Origin of the sequence: Streptomyces sp. GMY02 (assembly GCF_019056675.1) — a bacterium.
GTDB classification, from domain to species: Bacteria; Actinomycetota; Actinomycetes; order Streptomycetales; family Streptomycetaceae; genus Streptomyces; species Streptomyces odonnellii.
In genome coordinates, this window is sequence record NZ_CP077658.1 from 4,562,537 (window position 1) to 4,580,491 (window position 17,955).

Consider the following 17,955-nt stretch of genomic DNA (forward strand, 5'->3'; position numbering starts at 1 on the left):
GGAGGGGGAGGGTGCGTATGGTAGTAGATCGTTTGATCATTGCCTGGCGCCGACACAGAAGAGCGCCATGTGGCGCGTACTCTCCCTTGCCGTGGCTGACCGCATCGAGGCGGTCGATTTGCGAATCACGGGGTTTGGGCGCGTGCCGAGACTCCGGAAGGTTTCGCATTTCGCATGTCCATTTCCAGTACTGACCACGCCGTCATGCCCGAGAACGAGTCCACCGATTCCACCGGGCCGGTGGAGACCGTCGAGGGCCTGGAGGCCGCTGCGGCCGCTGAGGCTGTGGCCGCTGAGACGGCGCCGTCCATGCCGGCCGGGGCCGATGAGGCTGCCGGGGCTGACGACGTATCAGAAGCTCCTGAGGCTCCTGTGACCCCCGTTGCGCCCGCGGCTTCCGTGGCGCCTGCGGCTGCTGCGGCTCCTGCGGCTCCTGTGAACGAGGACACACCTGGGGCCTCCGACGACTCCGAGACCTCCGTCACACCGGGGCTGACCTTCGGCGACCTGGGCCTGCCCGAGGGCATCGTCCGCAAGCTCACGCAGAACGGTGTCACAGCACCCTTCCCGATCCAGGCCGCGACCATCCCGGACGCGCTGGCCGGCAAGGACATCCTGGGCCGTGGCCGTACCGGTTCCGGCAAGACCCTCTCCTTCGGGCTGCCGCTGCTCGCCACGCTGGCCGGCGGCCACACCGAGAAGAAGAAGCCGCGCGGCATCATCCTCACCCCGACCCGTGAGCTGGCCATGCAGGTCGCGGACGCGCTCCAGCCGTACGGCGATGTGCTCGGCCTGAAGATGAAGGTCGTCTGCGGCGGTACGTCGATGGGCAACCAGATCTACGCCCTGGAGCGCGGCGTCGACATCCTCGTCGCCACCCCCGGGCGGCTGCGCGACATCATCAACCGCGGCGCCTGCTCCCTGGACAAGGTGCAGATCGCGATCCTCGACGAGGCCGACCAGATGTCCGACCTGGGCTTCCTGCCCGAGGTCACGGAACTGCTCGACCTGGTGCCCGTGGGCGGTCAGCGGATGCTCTTCTCCGCCACCATGGAGAACGAGATCAGCACGCTGGTCAAGCGCTATCTGACCAACCCGGTCAGCCATGAGGTCGACAGCGCCCAGGGCAATGTCACGACCATGACGCACCACGTCCTCGTGGTGAAGCCGAAGGACAAGGCCCCGGTGACGGCGGCGATCGCGGCGCGCAAGGGCCGCACGATCATCTTCGTACGGACACAGCTCGGCGCGGACCGGATCGCGGAGCAGTTGCGGGAGTCGGGCGTGAAGGCCGACGCGCTGCACGGCGGTATGACGCAGGGCGCGCGGACCCGGACGCTGGCGGACTTCAAGGACGGCTACGTCAACGCGCTGGTCGCCACCGATGTCGCCGCCCGCGGTATCCATGTGGACGGCATCGATCTCGTACTGAACGTGGACCCGGCCGGCGACCACAAGGACTATCTGCACCGCTCGGGGCGTACGGCGCGGGCCGGCAAGTCCGGAGTCGTCGTCTCGCTGGCGCTGCCGCACCAGCGGCGGCAGATCTTCCGGCTGATGGAGGACGCGGGCGTGGACGCGTCGCGCCACATGGTCGGGGGAGCGGGCGCGTTCGACCCGGAGGTCGCCGAGATCACCGGGGCGCGGTCGCTCACGGAGGTCCAGGCCGACTCCGCGAACAACGCGGCGAAGCAGGCCGAGCGCGAGGTCTCCGAACTGACCAAGCAGCTTGAGCGCGTACAGCGCCGGGCCGTCGAACTCCGCGAGGAGGCCGACCGGCTGGTCGCCCGTGCGGCGCGTGAGCGGGGCGAGGACCCGGAGGCGGCGGTGGCCGAGGTGGCCGCCGAGGCCGAACGCGCGCTGGAGGAAGCGGCGGCTGCCGCGGCTGCCGCCGCCGTACCGGCACAGCGCGAGGAGCGCAGGGACGGCCGGGACGAGCGCGGCAACTTCGGCCGCCGCGACGACCGGGGCGAGCGCAGCGGCCGGGGCGGGGCGCGGGGGTACACGCCGCGTGACGGCGGGAGCGGCGAGCGGGGCGGCTTCCAGCGCAGGGACGACCGCGGTGGTGACCGGGGCGGCGACCGCGGTGGCTTCCAGCGGCGTGAGGAGCGCGGTGGTGACCGTGGTGGTTTCCAGCGCCGTGACGACCGCCGGGACGACCGGGGCGACCGTGGCGACCGGGGCGGGTTCCAGCGCAGGGACGACCGCGGTTCCGACCGCGGTGGCTTCCAGCGCCGGGACGACCGGGGCGCCGAGCGGGGCGGCTTCAGCCGCGACCGTAACGACCGCCGTGACGACCGTGGCGGCGAGCGCCGTGACGACCGGGGCGGGCGTTCCTTCGAGCGCGACGACCGTGGTGGCCGTCCGATCGAGCGCCGCGACCACCGGGCGCCCAGCGACCGCCCGTTCAACCGTGACCGCCGCGACGACCGCCCGGCCGGCGGTGGCTTCCGCTCCAGCGGCCCCAGCGCCCACGACCGCCCGTCCACCCGCCGCGACGACCACCGTGGCGGCTCCACCGGCACCGGCACCGGCTCCTTCGGCCGCCGCGACGACAAGCCGCGCTGGAAGCGCAACGGCTGACCGTCGGCGTCACCGCGCTGGAAGCGCATCGGCTGGCCGACGGCGTCACCCGATCTGATGCCCCACCAGGGCCCGTGGCCCACCCCCAAGGTGAACCACGGGCCCTCCGGCATCCCCCACTCCCCGTCCCCTTCCCCACCCCCCGACACCCCCCACCCCGATACCCGATCGGCGCACGCCCCCCGGCGGGCTATGCTCGTGGGTGTCGCACCGAGGGCCGTTAGCTCAATTGGCAGAGCAGCGGACTTTTAATCCGTTGGTTGTGGGTTCGAGTCCCACACGGCCTACCCCGCAGCCCCAGGTCAGAGGCGTTCCTCGATCTGGGGCCGACTCTTGTTCGAGTTCATTTCGGGTGTCTGCCCCATCGATGCTCATACGCACTTCCTCGTCGTCGGGTGCCAGGAAGGGCCGACGCTTCGCCAGGTGTGCGCGCGAACTTGCGGGTTCAGGACGTACGGAGGCGCCCCGCCTCCCGGAGAGAGCGGGCGCCTGTACGTACAGGTCAGCGGGGGAGGGCGAGTGCGCCGTCGCCGCGCTGGCCGCGCCGGTGAGGATGCCGACGGTGTGCCATGGCCACCGATTGCGTTCGGGGCTGCGGAGCCTGGTCTCGATGCGGTCGACCCCCGACGCTGTCGATGACGCGCGCGGGTCGTCTGCGGCGGTTCTGGGTATGGCTGCCGCGGGGGGTGGGGGAGATGGCGGCGTTCCGGCCGGATTGGAAGCGACACGCTTTCTGGGCCGTGGGATACGGCCTGGTGGGGTACCTCTGGAGCTGGCTGTTCTACTTGCTCAGCTTTTCTGGGGACAGGAGCACCTGGCCTTTTTCGGTCCTGGAATGTGTTGTGGCGATGGTATTGATCTTCGTGGGCTACCTGTGCCGTGACGCGTGGGCATGGGTGAGGGAGCGTCGTCGGTCCGAGCCCGAGTAGGTGGCTGGCTGTACGGCGAAGGCCCGGCGCGGTGGAGCATTTCCGTACCACGGATTTGGGGCAGTGGACCCGCTTTCAGGCAGTGGACTCTCCCCCTGCACCGGGCGGACTGAGGGTCGATCACGGGCCGGGGGCTGTCCTCTCGTACCTCCGCCTGCTGCTCGATCGAGGTAATAATCGTACTAATTGGGGTGATTGATGGGGGAAGGTGGCATGCCTTTCGTGGTCGCGGTATCTCCGTGACACGTCGAGCAAGGAGCCTCCTTATGCGTCGTACTCTCGCGTCCCTGGCCGCGGTCGGGCTGGGGCTGTTCATACAGGTCGGGGTTGCCGGGAATGCCTCGGCCGCCCCAGCCCCCGCTCCTGCGGGGCCCGGGGACTTCGTGCTGGCTTTCCAGTGCACCGGTGGCGGAGGGACGGTGGTGTATCCCATCGGGTCCGTCAGGTGTGAGGGCGGAAGGTTCGCCGGGTCCTACGTGCTTCAGTAGCAGCCGTCTTCAGTAGTGCCGTCTTCAGTAGCAGCCGTGCCTCTGTGCGGCGGCAGCCGTCCCTCCGTCCGGCCCGCGCGCGGCCGGGCGGAGGGACGCGTCACTGGTCAGGAGCGTGGCTGGTCAGGGCCGCGTGGCTGGTCCGGGGTTCTTTCGGGGGCCGGGTGGCTGCGGGACGATCTGCGGGTGGTGCGTGCTCAGCACCCTCCCATCCGCCGAGATCTCGGAGGCCCACGTGACGGTGATAGTCGGACTGGTGCACAAGAAGCGTGTCTATCTGGGTGGCGACTCCGCCGGGGTCGCCGGATATCAGATCACCGTCCGCCGCGATCCCAAGGTGTTCACCAACGGGCCGTACGTCATGGGTTTCACCACCAGTTTCCGGATGGGACAGTTGCTCCGGCACGCGTTCAAGGTGCCGCGGCCCAAGGGGGATCTGGAACGGTTCATGGTCACTACGTTCGTCAACGCGCTGCGGACCTGCCTCAAGGACGGCGGCTGGGCGCGCAAGGAGTCCGAGCAGGAGCAGGCGGGGACGTTTCTGGTGGGGGTACGGGGACGGCTCTTCGCGATAGACAGCGACTATCAGGTCGCCGAGTCGGCCGACGGATACGCCGCGGTCGGCGGCGGTGACGAGTTCGCCCTCGGCGCGCTGCACGCCACCGCCGACCTGTCCATGAAGCCGCGCGCCCGGCTCGCCGCCGCGCTGGCCGCCGCCGATCATCACAGTGCCGGGGTGTGCGCTCCGTACATCTACGCCGCCACCCCCCGCCCGTCGTGAACGGCTCCTCAAGCCCGTCCGGCTCCTCAAGCGCCTCCGGCCCCGCAACCCCGCCCGCGTCCGGTACCGCGCAACTCGTCCGTCGCCTCGGGCTGTTCGACGCCGTGACCATCGGGCTCGGCGCGATGATCGGCGCCGGGATCTTCGCCGCCCTCGCCCCCGCCGCCGCGGCGGCCGGCTCCTGGCTGACCGCCGGTCTGGCCATCGCCGCCGTCGTCGCCTACTGCAACGCCACCTCCTCCGCGCGGCTGGCCGCCCGCTATCCCGCCTCCGGTGGAACGTATGTCTACGGGCGCGAGCGGCTCGGCGACTTCTGGGGCTATCTGGCCGGATGGGCCTTCGTGATCGGCAAGACCGCCTCCTGTGCCGCGATGGCGCTGACCGTCGGCGCGTACGCCTGGCCCGGGCAGGCGCACGCCGTCGCGGTCGCCGCCGTGGTGGCGCTGACCGCGGTGAACTGCGTCGGCGTACAGAAGTCCGCCTGGCTCACCCGGGTGATCGTCGCCGTCGTACTGGCCGTGCTCGCCGCGGTGGTCGTCGCCTGTCTGACCGGTGACACCTCCGGGGGCGCGGGCCCCGCCTTCGGTACGGGGGTGGGCGCGGGCGGTGTGCTCCAGGCGGCCGGGCTGCTGTTCTTCGCCTTCGCCGGGTACGCGCGGATCGCCACGCTCGGCGAGGAGGTCCGCGACCCCGCCCGTACGATCCCCCGCGCGATTCCCCTCGCCCTCGGCGTCACCCTGATCGTCTATGCCGCCGTCGCGTTCGCCGTGCTGTCCGTACTGGACACCGGGCGGCTGGCCGGTGCCGCGGCGCCGCTCGCCGAGGCGGTACGCGCGGCCGGGGTGCCCGGTCTTGTGCCGGTGGTACGAGCGGGCGCGGCGGTCGCCGCCGTCGGCTCGCTGCTCGCGCTCATCCTCGGGGTGTCCCGTACGACCCTGGCGATGGCCCGCGACCGGCACCTGCCCCATGCCCTGGCCGCCGTACACCCGCGCTTCAAGGTGCCGCACCGGGCCGAGATCGCCGTCGGCGCGGTCGTCGCGGTGGCCGCCGCGACCGTGGATGTACGGGGCGCGATCGGCTTCTCCTCGTTCGGCGTCCTGGTCTACTACGCCGTCGCGAACGCCGCCGCCCTCACCCTCACCGCCGCGGAGCGCCGCCCGCCACGCGCCGTCCCCGTACTGGGGCTGGCCGGCTGTCTGCTGCTCGCGTTCGCGCTGCCCGTGTCCTCGGTCGTGTCGGGGGCGGCGGTGCTGGCGGTCGGCGCGGCGGTGTACGGGGTACGGAGACGGGCCGGGAAGGCGGCTTGAGCGCCGCGCGCCGGGCGGGCCCCGGCGCGGCAGGCCCGCCCCGGACCGCCCCGGGACCACCGCCCCGGGTCCGCTCCGGACCCGGACTCCGGACCCGGAGTGCGATGTGACGCGAAAGGAGATCCCCAGGGGCTGCGGAGCGGGCGCGAAGGTCGCACTCTTGGCCCTATGAGTGATGCACCGATCGTCGTCCACCGGGCGTCGGGGACAGGCGGGCGGCGGGTCACGGTCCGCGGGCGGATCATGGGACTCGCCCACTCCGACGACCACCTCATCGAATTCCTGCGCCTGGCCGGTCTGCCCGACGCCTGGGAACTGCTCGACGACCCGTCCTGGGTGGAGTGGCAGGGTGGTCCGGCGCACGAGTACGACGCGGCGTGAAGCGTACGACGCGGCTTGAAACATACGGCGGACGTACGGCGTGAAGCGTGGGGCAGACGTACGGCGTGACACGCAGGGCGGACGCACGCCGTGACACGTACGACGGGCCGCGCGTCCACGCGCACGGACAGCCCGGCCGGGGACACAGCCGGAGACAAGGCCGGGGACACAGCCGGGGGCATGACCGGGGACACAGCCGGGATCCGGCGAACCCTCGCCCGGTCCGGAGCGATCGTCCTCAGTCCGGCGCGATCGTCGCCGCGATCGACGTGAGCTGCGTCAGGCTGTCGATGCGCCAGTCCGCCGCCTCCACCACCTCCGGGTCGTCCGCCCACAGATAGCCCCAGGGCCCCCGCCGCAGATGCGCGGTGCGCAGGCCCGCGCGCCGGGCGGGGAACACGTCGTACGCCGGGTGGTCGCCCACGTACACCGTTCTGCCGGCCTCCGCCCGCCCCACCTCGATCACATGCTCGAAGAACTCCGGATCGGGCTTGGCGACCCCCACTCGGCGGAGGTGGCCACGAGATCGACCGGGAGATCGAGGCGGCGCAGCAGATCGCCGGACTTGACGGTCTGGTTGCCCGCGAGGACCACCCGGATGCCGAGCGCCTGGAGACCGGCCAGCGCGGGCCGTACATCCGGGTAGAGATCGGACTCGTCGAGATGCTCGCCGCGGCCGGCGGCCTCTCTGGCACGGTTGGCGGCGCCGATGTCCATACCGGGCTTGATGAGGCGGAGGGCGTCGGCGTCGCCCTTGTTCTGTACGGTCGCGGCGCCGACGAGCGCGGAGACGGTGTGCCGGGGGACACCCAGCCAGTCGGCCCACGAGGCCCAGTAGCGGTCGTCGCGTACGAGGGTCTCGCCGACGTCGAACACGATGGTTTCGATCACCGGTCCACGCTAAAGGGACACGCTCTGCCGATTGTCAGTGGCTGGCCGTAGCCTGTCTCCTATGTTCGCTTCCTCGTCCGGTTCGCCTTCGAGTACCGCCCCTTTGGCTCCTTCGTCTCCTTCAGCTCCTTCTTCGTCCTCCTCGGCCGAGGCGTCCGCTTCGATCGATGTTCCGGTTGATGCCTCGGCCGGCGCTTCGGCGGATGCCGCGCCCGCCTCGGCGCCCGCGGAGGGTTCGGTGCGCTCCGCCGCCGTTGTGAATACGGAGATCCGCGCCCTGTGGGGCCGGGCCGGCGGCGCGCTGTCGCCCGCGGAGCAGGAGCGCTACCAGCGGCTTCTGGTGGAGTGGGCCGCGGCGGTACGGGCCGATGTGGTCGAGGCGGCCTAACCCCTCCACGGAGGCCGGCCGGCCGTCCCCGGACAGGTAATGGTGATGATCTTGATCCGGATGGCGTAAGATTGTGTTTACCGACGCGGGGTGGAGCAGCTCGGTAGCTCGCTGGGCTCATAACCCAGAGGTCGCAGGTTCAAATCCTGTCCCCGCTACTGAAGAGAGCTGAAGGCCCGGATTCCAAGTGGATCCGGGCCTTCGCCGTGTGCTGCCCGGCGGGCATGTGCTGCTCCACGGCCGGGTGCTGCCCGGCGGCCATGCGCTGCCCGACGGCCGCCCTGTGCCACTCCTCACAGGGGCCGCTCCCCACAAGGCTTGACCTTTACGTTGCGTCAACTTCTACCGTCGATGTCATGGAGTGGTCGATCCAGGAGATCGCGAAAATGGCCGGGACCACCAGCCGCACCCTCAGGCACTACGGCGACCTGGGGCTGCTGACGCCCAGCCGGACCGGCAGCAACGGCTACCGCTACTACGACCAGGACGCCCTGGTCAGTCTTCAGCGGATTCTGCTCCTCCGGGAGCTGGGCCTCGGTCTGCCCGCGATCGCCCGTGTCCTCGACGGCCAGCAGGACACCGCCGCCGCCCTGCGCGCCCACCTCGGGCTGCTGGAGCGGGAGCGCGAGCGCATCGAGCGGCTGATCGGCTCGGTGCGGACCACTCTCCACAAGACCGTGACAGGAGAGGAACTCATGGCCGAGGAAGTGCTCGACGGCTTCGATCACACCCGGTACGAGCAGGAGGTCACCGAGCGATGGGGCCGGGAGGCGTACGAGAAGGGTGACCGCTGGTGGCGCTCGCTGAGCGAACAGGAGCAGAAGGAGTTCCAGGACCGGCACGAGACCATCGCCCGCGACTGGGGACGGGCCAAGGAGGCGGGACTCGCCCCCGACAGCGACGAGGCGCAGGACATCGCCCGGCGTCACTGCGCATGGCTCTCGGTGACGGTCGAGGCCACCAAGTCGTATGTCATCGGCGTCTCGTCCATGTATGTGGATGACGAACGTTTCACAGCCGCATATGACAAGTACCGTAAAGGGACAGCAGTGCTCGTACGAGACGCCATGAAGGTGTACGCCGAGCGCCACCTGACCGACTGACTGAACGACCGGCCGATTCACGGACCGGCCGGCCGAACGAACGACCGGCCGGATCCCCGACTGGCCGTCTGACCTGCTGGGAAGGCGGGCCGGTCCGACCGGCTCCCTAGCCCACTCGGCCGACGGCGAGTCGCCCCCGGACGTGGCAGCGGACAGCCTGGGTGGGGCGCGGTACCGTCCGTAGCCCTAGGCAGGTGACCACTGGTGGGGAAGCTGAGGAAGCTCACGGAGCCGCTGAGCAACGGGGGCCGGCGCGCCGACGACATCGCCGGTCCCGTGTCGGGCGACGGGATGCCGATTCCCAGCAGCCGGGTCCGTACCGGGCGGCGGCTGGTCCGTTTTCTCCCGGTGCTCGTGATCGTGGTCGGCGTGGTCTTCGACTTCGTGACCCCGACACGGGTCACGGCCGGCCCGCTCTACGCTGCCGCCCCGCTGGTCGCCGCCCCGTTCTACCCGATGATCGGCACGCTGCTGGTCGCCATCGCCTCGCTCCTCGCCGAAGTGGCGGTGCATCTCTACGCCAGCTCGCTCATGTCGCTGGAGTCCCTCAGTGAAGTGCTGACCGTGCTGGTCGTCTCGCTCCTCGCGCTGTACATCAGCGGGGTGCTGCGCCGCAGCGGTCAGCGGCTCGCCTCCGCCCGCATCATCGCCGAGACCGCCCAGCGGGCGGTGCTGCCGAGACCCGCGGAGCGGATCGGGGGCTCCGTATCGCCGCGCGGTACGAGGCGGCGCAGGAGGGCGCGTTCATCGGCGGCGACCTCTTCGCCGTACAGGACACGCCGTACGGAGTACGTCTGGTGGTCGGGGACGTACGGGGGAAGGGGCTTGAGGCGGTCGAAGCGGTGGCGGTGGTCATCGGGTCGTTCCGGGAGGCCGCCGAGCAGGAGCCGTCGCTGGAGGGGGTCGCGCAGAGACTGGAGCGCGCTCTCAAACGCGACGGGTCGCGGCGGGGCGGTCTTGACGCCTTCGAAGGGTTCACCACGGCCGTAATCGCGGAGATCCCGCACGACGGGGGAGTGGTACGGCTCGTCAACCGGGGCCACCCCGATCCGCTGCTGATGTGCGAGGACGGAGCCGTGTGCATGCTGGAGACACGGGACCCGGCGCTGCCGCTCGGGATGAGCGATCTGGGTGCCTGGCCGGACCGGGCGGAGCAGGCCACCTATCCGATGGGGGCGACGCTGCTCTTCTACACCGACGGGCTCACCGAGGCACGCGACGCGCACGGGGTCTTCTACCTGCCGCGCGAGCGGCTCGACGGGCGGATCTTCCAGGGGCCCGACGAACTGCTCCAGGCGCTGATCGACGACGTACGGCGGCACACGGGCGGCACCGGGAGCCAGGACGACATGGCGCTGCTGGCGGTCAGCCGGCCGACGGAGGGGCAGCCGGAGCGGCGCAGGACCATACCGCTGGTTCCATGACCGGGCCCGTGGTTCCGTGACCGGGCCCGCGACGGCCGGCCGGGACCGGTTCCGTGACAGCCGCCGGCTCCGCGACGGTCGGCCGGGACCGGCTCCGTGACAGTCGGCGGCTTCGTGATGTCGGCCCGTTCCGTGATGCGCGTCGGCTCCGTGATGGCCGTCGCGACTGTATGTGATCGGCGCGTGCCACTCCGCATAACATTTGACAGACCGTCAGGTATGCGAGATGCACTGAAAGGCAGTCAGCTCGCCCGATTGCGTATGCATGTGCCCTGGTGTGTCCGATGCGAAGTTGTTAATGATCACCCGGAACGGCTTGGAATAAGGGCCCGGTCTCTATTAACGTTCGATAACGCAGCGCGGTCGTCCCAGCCGTCGCAAGAGATGGCACCGTGCGCACGCGCCGAATCCCGCAAGGGAACCGGGGAACCACCAATTGGGGTGAATCGGGAGTTCTTTGCTGCTCCGCGCAGCTCAGAGCACCCGTAGGAGACCTTCCTGCTCCGAACCCGTCAGCTAACCCGGTAGGCGAGAAGGAAGGAAAGGAGTGCGCCTCAGTGGCGTCCAATCAGCCTGCCCCCACCGCCCCCTTCGAAACCACCCCGTTCGGTGACGAGCCGGAGCGGGCCTGGGGGAGTGGAACCCGACCGAGGAATCCATACGCCCGGTACGCGGCAGGCACCGCGTCGGCAAGCAGCGCAACGGCTTCGCCCGTAGCTCCACGGTCCTCGGCGTCGGGGTCATAGCCGCCGTCGGCGCGGGCGGCATGGCCACCGCGCAGGACAAGCCCCCGGTCTCCATATCCCTGCCGGACGCCATCACGGACAACCTCCCCGACGCCGGCTCCCTGCCGGGCATGGGGTCGCTGGCGGGGAACGACGACACCGAGCCCGATCCGCTGGCCAGCGCGCCCCTCACCACCGCCGGGATGACGACGGCGGACGCCGAGCAGGGTGCCACCGACGCCGGCGAGGCCCTGCGGGCCCGGATCCTCCAGCAGGCCGAGCAGCAGCAGAACGAGGCCGACGCCGCCGAGAAGGCGGCCGCGGAGCGCGCGGCGGCCGAGCAGGCCGCGGCGCTGGCGAAGAAGCAGCAGACCGAGGCCGAGAAGAAGGCCGAAGAGGCACGGAAGAAGGCCGAGGCGGAAGCCAAGGCCAAGGCGGAGGCGGAGCGCCTCGCGAAGCTGGCCGCCAGCTTCACCCTGCCGACCTCCTCGTACACGATCACCTCCACCTTCGGCCAGTCCGGCTCCATGTGGTCCTCCGGCTACCACACCGGCCTGGACTTCGCCGCCCCGACGGGCACGCCCATCAAGGCCGTGCACAGCGGCACGATCACCTCGGCCGGCTGGTCGGGCTCGTACGGCTACCGCACGATCCTGCAACTGGACGACGGTACGGAGCTGTGGTTCTGCCACCAGTCCTCGATGACCGTCACCGCCGGACAGAAGGTCACCACCGGCGAGACCATCGGGCGGGTCGGCGCGACCGGCAATGTGACCGGGCCGCATCTGCACCTCGAAGTGCACACCGCGGACGGCACGGGCATCGACCCGATGAGCTGGCTGGCCGACAAGGGCCTGACTCCCTGACGCTTGCTCCTCCCTCCGGCACGGGTTTCCTCCGTGCCGGGGTTCAGTACTGGCGGTACGGGTTGAAGCCGTCGTAGTCGATGTACGGCGGCGGCACCCGTACCCGTCCGGTGGCCCGCGCGGCGAAGGTCAGCGCGGGCCCTGCCGTACCCCCACGGGCCCACAGCCGGTCCAGCAGCTCACGCTCGCGCCCCGCGAAGTCCGGTCCCGCCGTGCCGCGGCGGGCGCGGTGGCGCAGGAACGCCAGGGTCGTCGCGGACGCCTCGTACTCCACCACCGCCCTGGCCGCCTGCGGTCCGAACGTACGGTGTGCGAAATCGCGCGCCACGGTGCGCGCCCGCATCGAGGACAGCGCCTGGGGTGCGGCCGACGGCAGCCAGCCGGCCTCGGCGTACGCGAGCAGCTCGGCCGCGACCGTCCGCAGCCCGCGCTGTCTGCTCCAGATCGCCAGCCAGGTCACCAGACCGAAGACCGGGACCATGAACAGCCCGTACACCGCGTAGAAGCCGTACGGACCGAAGAGCGACGACGAGCCGTTCCACAGCGCGTGCGTGCCCATCGCCAGCGCCAGTCCGAGCAGCGGCAGGACGAACCTGCGTATTCGCCGGCGGCGCGGGGCCATCGCCGCCAGCCCGAAGCCGATGCCCGTGAGCACGGTGAAGAGCGGGTGCGCGAACGGCGACAGCACCACCCGTACGAAGAAGGTCGCGGCCGTGACGGAGGCCAGGCCCGCGCTGCCCATGCTCCGGTCCTCGCCGAAGGCGCTGCCGAGATACAGGATGTTCTCGGTGAAGGCGAAGCCGGTGGCGGTGAAGCCCGCGAACACGACCCCGTCGACCAGCCCGGTGAACTCCCTCCTGCGGAACAGGAACAGCAGCAGGACCGCCGCGGCCTTGGTGCTCTCCTCCACGACCGGGGCTATCACCGTCGCGCCGAGGGACTGCGCGCCGGCCGGGTCCGCGGTGGCGGTCGCTATCCACTGGGTCGCGAAGGTGTTGGCGATGATCGCGACGAGCGCGGCCGCGAAGGCGCCCCAGGCGAAGGAGAACAGCAGATTCCGCCAGGGGGCGGGATCGACCCCGTCCAGCCAGCGGAACGCCGCCATCAGCAGCGGTACGGGCAGGACGCCGAGCCCGAGGCCGACCAGAAAGCCGTCCGTGCCGGTCTGGTCCCGCACCAGCGCCAGGATCACCAGGCCGCAGAGCGCGAGCACCGTGATCACGGCCGCCGCGCGCACCGCCCGGCGGCGCCAGAACGCGCGACGCGGCCGAAAGCGCCCGGACGCGGGCGCGGGACCGGCGGCCTCCGGTCCTTCGAGCCGCTGCGAGGGCTCGTGGACAGGAATCGCCGGACCCGGTTCGAGGCGCTGCTGCGAGGCTTCCGACACCCGATGACAGTAGCGAGCGGCACCGACAACCACGATGGTGCCTGTGCGGCTACCGGCGGTTACGCGGGGTCGGGGGCGCGTACGGGCGAGACTGCCACGGCCTCGGCAACCGCCGTTACGCGGGCTGCGCCGGCTCTGCGGGCGGCAGTTCCCGTACGCGGCGGAACAGCAGGTCGTGGACCGTGTGGCCCTTGTCGAGGCCCTGGCCCTCGAACCGGGTCAGCGGCCGGAAGGCCGGCCGTGGCGCGTATCCGCCGTCCCGCTGGGTGTTCTCGAAGCCGGGGTGGGCCGTCAGCTCCGCGAGCATCTGCTCGGCGTACGGTTCCCAGTCGGTCGCGCAGTGCAGTACCGCCCCCGGCTTCAGCCGCCCCGCGGCCAGGGTGAGGAACTCCGGCTGGATCAGCCGCCGCTTGTGGTGCCGCTTCTTGGGCCAGGGGTCCGGGAAGTAGATCCGCAGCCCGTCCAGGGACTCCGGCGCCAGCATCTCCCTGAGCAGGATGATCGCGTCGCCGTTGGCCACCCGGACATTGGTCAGTCCGTTCTCCTCCGCGAGCCGGAGGAGATTGCCCTGGCCGGGGGTGTGCACATCGACCGCGAGGATCCCGGTGCCCGGGTCGTCGGCGGCCATCCGCGCGGTCGCCTCGCCCATCCCGAAGCCGATCTCCAGGACGACCGGCAGCCCGTCGAACAGCTCGCGCGGATCGAGGACCCGCTGTCCGTCGATGTCCAGGCCCCAGGCGGCCCACAGCCGGCGCAGCGCGTCGGCCTGGCCCGGGGTCACCCGGCTGCGGCGCGGCTGGAAGCTGCGGATACGGCGCTCGAAGTGGGAGCCCGCGGGGTCGGCGGCGGGCCCGGTACCGCCGGGGAACATCCGGCTCATCATGCGCTCCCCGGCCCGGCCGGCCGCGCCGGGGCCGTGCCCGGACTCCGGCGCGGCCCGCCCGGCGCGCCCAGCCGTCTCGGCGGTCTCAGCCATCTCAGTCATCCCGGTCTTCTCACGCGTGGCCACAACGCACCGATTCTACGGAGCGCCCACGGGAACGCCCGCCGCGCCCGTTCACGCCCCGCCCGTCTGCCAGTGTCCCTCGCCGAAGCACCGCCCGGGGCCGAACTTCGCGGCCGGCCGAGCCCGCCCGTACACGCGAGCCCGCCCGTACACGCCTGTTCATCGACGCGCTCGGTCTGCCGCCGCAGGCGCTCGGTCCGGCGCCGGACGTGCCGGTCGACGGCCACGACCGGGCCGTTGACGTGTTCGCCGGGTACCACGGATGCCTGCCAGCGAGTAGGAAGCCCCGTTCGCCCGCCAGGGGCGGCAGCGCACGAACGAGGCCGGGCGGGGGCTCACACGGCGCGCGCCGGGGTTCGCTCCCTCATCCTCCAGGGCGTGCTCCCAATGGCCGCCGAAGAGGGCCGTGCACCCATTCCGAACGGCTGGACCTGTCCAGGGTTGTTCCGGTCGGATTGGGCGTCTGCGCCTGCCTGTTGGGGCTAGGCTCGTTCTATGGCTGAACCTTTCGTCAGCGGTGACGTTCTTCACCGCGCTTGCGGTATCTGCCCTTCTCGCCGTTTCCCTGTTGGAGGTTTCGACGTATGGGCACGGCCGACGAAAGATTGCCCATTCGATCCGGAAGACGGGCACCGGTACGCAGCGGACGGAACCCCGGTTTGCGTACACCCGGAAAAGGTCGGGTTGCCGGTCGGCGCCTACAAGAGCGAAAATGCCCCACTGGCCATTGAATTGCACTTGCCGACCGACCCGTCCGAGTTGGTCGCCTACCTTCACGATGTGTTGTACGGGGCCGCTCCGGTGCTGCTGGATGACCTGATTTCGCAGGCATCGGAACAGATCGGTACTCGATTTTCCGATGTGGACGCGGTTTCTGTCCTGCGCCGGGCGTTGAGCTAGGCCGTGACCAATTCACCGAAATCGATCACGTGGGCCCGGCCCATGTTCAGGAAGCCCGCCTCCGTGTACTTCCCCCGGAGGATGTCGAGTCGACGCGTGGCTTCCTCGTGGTCGATCCAGTACCGGCCGGGCGGTTCTCCCCAAGCAGCTTGGTACGCCTGGTGGGTGTAGTCATTCGTCCGCCAATCCGTATGTTCCTGGTTGGTCTGGTGGATTATCTGAATGCCGACGCGTTCCGTGATGCGCGCCAACAGTTGCGGTTGCGCGATCATCGCGTGCGTCATCTCGTCCACCGGAATGGCGATCGGAATTTCAGCCGCGTTCTCGTCGCCGGTCATTTCGAACACGGCAGCCTTGAGGCACAGCGCCCGCATACCTTCCGCGAACAGCGGGGCCGCGTCGGTCTCCTGGTTGTACCGGCTGATAATCGGCGTCCCGCTGTAGCACGTCCAGTCCTCGTCATACTTGAGACTGGCCACGACAAAGGCGGAGAACTCCTCGTCCGCCTCCAACGCAGACAGCATCTCTTTCGCTCGTTCCGCCACCGTCTCAGCGGCGGGAAGGGCCGGGATTCCCTTGCTCACTCCTGCACTCTCCTTTTCGGCTGCGTGCACTAGGTCCTGTCCGGCGGGTCTTCGTGGATCAGCCTGGGGCGGCTGGTGGAGGGGGTCCCTCCCGTGCCGTTCAGGCTACGGGGGAGCATCGCAAGGCGGAGGATCGTCCTCGTACTGGACGTACTTGGACGACTCCGACAACGCAGAGAGGTGCCGTGCCAGGCGTTCCGGGCCCGCGAAGATCCGCCGGACAGGGCCTAGCGGCCCGTTCGGTGGCTGTTCGTCCAACTCGCCCGTCCGGTCCGGCAGATCGATCGGCCGTGCGCTGTGTCCCACGCTAGGGGCGCCGGAACGCCGGTCCACAGCCGATTGCACGCGATTGCGGGCCGATTACACGAGAGAGTCACGCGCCTTGGCCAGCAGCGCACGGGCCTTGTCGCCGTAGACGGCCATGTCGGCCAGGGTGGCGAACGTGTCGGCGTAGGCCGCGACCTCGCTGGGCTGCGTGAGCGTGAGGTAGCCGGACACAAGCTCTACGTTCACTTGCGCCTTGTCGAAGATCCAAAAACCCTCCACCGGCATCCGCTCACGGCCGAGTCGAGTCGGCACTACCCCAACGCTCACGTTGGACAGCACGTTGACTGTCAGCAGGTGGTCAAGCTGCTCTGCTTGCGTCTCAGCGGTGCCGAGCCCGTTGCTCAAAGTGGACTCCTCAACCAGGAACGCAAAGCGTCGCTGTCCCTCGTACAGCACTTGCTGACGCTCCATGCGGGCGGCCACAGCGTCGGCCACGTCATCGACCGGAACCCGTCTCTGCTGAACAGCGCGCAACACGTCCTCGGTGTAGCCGAACGTTTGGAGCAGGCCAGGGAAGAGACCCGGCGAGTAGGCTCGAAACCAGCGGGTTCGTTCGTACAGCGGCAAGCGCGCTTCCTGTGCCCGCCGCAGCCCCGCGCCCTCCATCCGGCGCCAGGACACCCACATGCCCTCTACGGTCCGCAGAGAAGCGATCAGGTCGTCCGTCTGGTTTTCCGCGCCGCACGCTCGGCACCACGCGCGGATGTCGTCGGCACTGGGCTGTGTCTTCGCTGTCGAGATCCGGGAGACCTTGGACGGATGCCAGCCGCACAACGCGGCGAGATCCTTGCCCTCAAGCCCGGCGTCCTTGACCAACTCCCTTAAGCGGTCGGCAAGGAGCTGCCGGGCTTGCTGGACGCTGGATGATCCTGATATGTCCGCCATGATGTACTAGGCCGGCTTGTACTCCTCGTGCGGCGTAGCTCGGTTCCACACCAACTCAAAGGCGTGTGTCACTAGTTGGACGACTTCCGGCTCCGTCCGCCATTCCCGGTCCACGACTTCCCCGACCCCGGAGAAGTGCGTGAACAACACCGCCTCGCTGTCGAACATCCACAGGTCAGTACCGGGCAGCGGAATGTCAGCGGCCTTCCGCCGGGGTAGCCAGCGCACCAACTCGCCGGCCGCAACATTCGGAAACGTGACGTCGTACTCGTACCGGATGTAGTCCGTGACCGGCTCCGAGACGATCCGGGCACGTCGCATGACCACGCCCCGCGCCCTTGTCTCCGTCACCACATCCAGGAACGGCCGCCACCACTCGGACCGATCAGCGGCAGGATCCAGCCGCCTCCCGTTCTGCCACGCGATGAACTCGGCGTCACTGGGCTGGTAGGCGTCGCGCATCTCCAGGTGAATGGCGGAGTGGCGGGCCTTCGCCAGTCCCTCAAGTACAGGGTTCGTCATCGTCCCTACTCGCTGTCGTGAGGCGGCAGGTACTGCCGCATGACCTTGGGCAGACGGATGATCACCTCGTGGTCCGGAACCTCCGTGCTGTGCCCGGGGATCGAACCAGTCTTCTGGCACGCCCTCACCTCTTCCTCAGCGGCCCGGTACGACTGGATCAACAGATCGCCGCTGTCTTCATCCAGCCAAATCGTGGGCGAGTCGGTGTCTGGCGTGTTCGGGATGATCCCAAGGAAGCGCAGTTTCATGTCTACCCTTTCCCGCGGTCGATCGAATTGCAGCCGATTGCAAGGCACTCACCCGTGAGGCCGGCGCGTCAAGACCCTGGCAGAATCTGATGGTGCATCAGGTATCGAGTTCATCCCGGGGGGCGCAGAAAACCCCCGACTGCGGTGGCGGGGCGCTGCCCGATCCCGTGCGACTGCCTGTCGAGCTGGGCCGCGCCATCGAGGACTTCCATGTGTCCGTGCGCTGTGGT

General features: G+C 69.9%; 13 protein-coding genes, 2 tRNA genes, 3 pseudogenes and 1 riboswitch. Of the genes and pseudogenes, 11 read left to right on the forward strand and 7 right to left on the reverse strand.

The genetic code is table 11. From position 1 onward, the window contains the following. The first annotated feature begins 309 nt into the window (after positions 1–309). The 5 genes from KQY30_RS19185 to KQY30_RS19205 all read left to right on the forward strand — a co-directional run bounded on the left by KQY30_RS19185 (position 310) and on the right by KQY30_RS19205 (position 6,469). Positions 310–2,583 carry a DEAD/DEAH box helicase gene (locus tag KQY30_RS19185; RefSeq protein WP_254407626.1) on the forward strand — a complete coding sequence of 758 codons (2,274 nt, stop codon included), beginning with the start codon at positions 310–312 and terminating at the stop codon, positions 2,581–2,583. A 214-nt stretch (positions 2,584–2,797) separates the two neighbouring features. Continuing rightward, positions 2,798–2,870 (forward strand) — tRNA-Lys (locus tag KQY30_RS19190). A 1,365-nt stretch (positions 2,871–4,235) separates the two neighbouring features. Beyond that, entirely contained in the window at positions 4,236–4,781 is a 546-nt protein-coding gene (locus tag KQY30_RS19195; protein ID WP_217307884.1) for a hypothetical protein, read from the forward strand. A gap of 92 nt (positions 4,782–4,873) precedes the next feature. Continuing rightward, complete coding sequence (locus KQY30_RS19200) at positions 4,874–6,088, forward strand: APC family permease (protein ID WP_302185367.1); 1,215 nt, start codon at positions 4,874–4,876, stop codon at positions 6,086–6,088. Between the two features lie 168 nt (positions 6,089–6,256). Then, on the forward strand, positions 6,257–6,469 hold the full coding sequence (locus tag KQY30_RS19205; protein ID WP_217307886.1) for a hypothetical protein: 213 nt from the start codon (positions 6,257–6,259) through the stop codon (positions 6,467–6,469). 238 nt (positions 6,470–6,707) lie between these two features. On the opposite strand, the pseudogene KQY30_RS19210 reads toward KQY30_RS19205, so the two are convergent. After that, a pseudogene (locus KQY30_RS19210) lies at positions 6,708–7,357 on the reverse strand (HAD family hydrolase). A 241-nt stretch (positions 7,358–7,598) separates the two neighbouring features. Between KQY30_RS19210 and KQY30_RS19215 the strand changes: the two are divergent. From KQY30_RS19215 to KQY30_RS19235, 5 genes and pseudogenes are all read left to right on the forward strand, one after another. Beyond that, entirely contained in the window at positions 7,599–7,748 is a 150-nt protein-coding gene (locus tag KQY30_RS19215; RefSeq protein ID WP_217307887.1) for a hypothetical protein, read from the forward strand. A gap of 84 nt (positions 7,749–7,832) precedes the next feature. Further along, positions 7,833–7,906, forward strand: a tRNA-Met gene (locus KQY30_RS19220). Between the two features lie 198 nt (positions 7,907–8,104). Further along, the gene (locus KQY30_RS19225) at positions 8,105–8,851 is read left to right on the forward strand and encodes a TipAS antibiotic-recognition domain-containing protein (RefSeq protein ID WP_217307888.1); all 747 of its coding nucleotides are present in this window, start codon (positions 8,105–8,107) and stop codon (positions 8,849–8,851) included. Positions 8,852–9,142: 291 nt separating this feature from the next. Beyond that, positions 9,143–10,275: pseudogene (locus tag KQY30_RS19230) on the forward strand (PP2C family protein-serine/threonine phosphatase). A gap of 391 nt (positions 10,276–10,666) precedes the next feature. Then, positions 10,667–10,821, forward strand: a riboswitch (cyclic di-AMP (ydaO/yuaA leader). A gap of 11 nt (positions 10,822–10,832) precedes the next feature. Next, positions 10,833–11,866 (forward strand): annotated as a pseudogene (locus KQY30_RS19235) (M23 family metallopeptidase). Positions 11,867–11,909: 43 nt separating this feature from the next. Here the strand turns inward: KQY30_RS19235 and KQY30_RS19240 are convergent. Next, a complete protein-coding gene (locus KQY30_RS19240; protein WP_217307889.1) occupies positions 11,910–13,253 on the reverse strand; it encodes a PrsW family intramembrane metalloprotease in 1,344 nt (447 codons plus the stop codon). 115 nt (positions 13,254–13,368) lie between these two features. Further along, positions 13,369–14,136 carry a tRNA (guanosine(46)-N7)-methyltransferase TrmB gene (gene trmB, locus KQY30_RS19245; protein WP_254407628.1) on the reverse strand — a complete coding sequence of 256 codons (768 nt, stop codon included), beginning with the start codon at positions 14,134–14,136 and terminating at the stop codon, positions 13,369–13,371. 618 nt (positions 14,137–14,754) lie between these two features. Here trmB and KQY30_RS19250 point away from each other — a divergent pair. Next, on the forward strand, positions 14,755–15,159 hold the full coding sequence (locus KQY30_RS19250) for a hypothetical protein (protein ID WP_217307891.1): 405 nt from the start codon (positions 14,755–14,757) through the stop codon (positions 15,157–15,159). Here the strand turns inward: KQY30_RS19250 and KQY30_RS19255 are convergent. The 4 genes from KQY30_RS19255 to KQY30_RS19270 form a co-directional block, all read right to left on the reverse strand. Next, complete coding sequence (locus KQY30_RS19255; protein ID WP_254407217.1) at positions 15,156–15,743, reverse strand: hypothetical protein; 588 nt, start codon at positions 15,741–15,743, stop codon at positions 15,156–15,158. The two genes, KQY30_RS19250 and KQY30_RS19255, sit on opposite strands and share 4 nt — an antisense overlap. Before the next feature lie 360 nt (positions 15,744–16,103). Continuing rightward, positions 16,104–16,955, reverse strand: coding sequence for a helix-turn-helix transcriptional regulator (locus KQY30_RS19260; RefSeq protein ID WP_217307892.1), 852 nt, complete (start codon positions 16,953–16,955; stop codon positions 16,104–16,106). A 6-nt stretch (positions 16,956–16,961) separates the two neighbouring features. Beyond that, the gene (locus KQY30_RS19265; protein ID WP_217307893.1) at positions 16,962–17,477 is read right to left on the reverse strand and encodes a DUF6879 family protein; all 516 of its coding nucleotides are present in this window, start codon (positions 17,475–17,477) and stop codon (positions 16,962–16,964) included. Positions 17,478–17,482: 5 nt separating this feature from the next. Then, complete coding sequence (locus tag KQY30_RS19270) at positions 17,483–17,725, reverse strand: hypothetical protein (RefSeq protein WP_217307894.1); 243 nt, start codon at positions 17,723–17,725, stop codon at positions 17,483–17,485. Positions 17,726–17,955 lie beyond the last annotated feature (230 nt).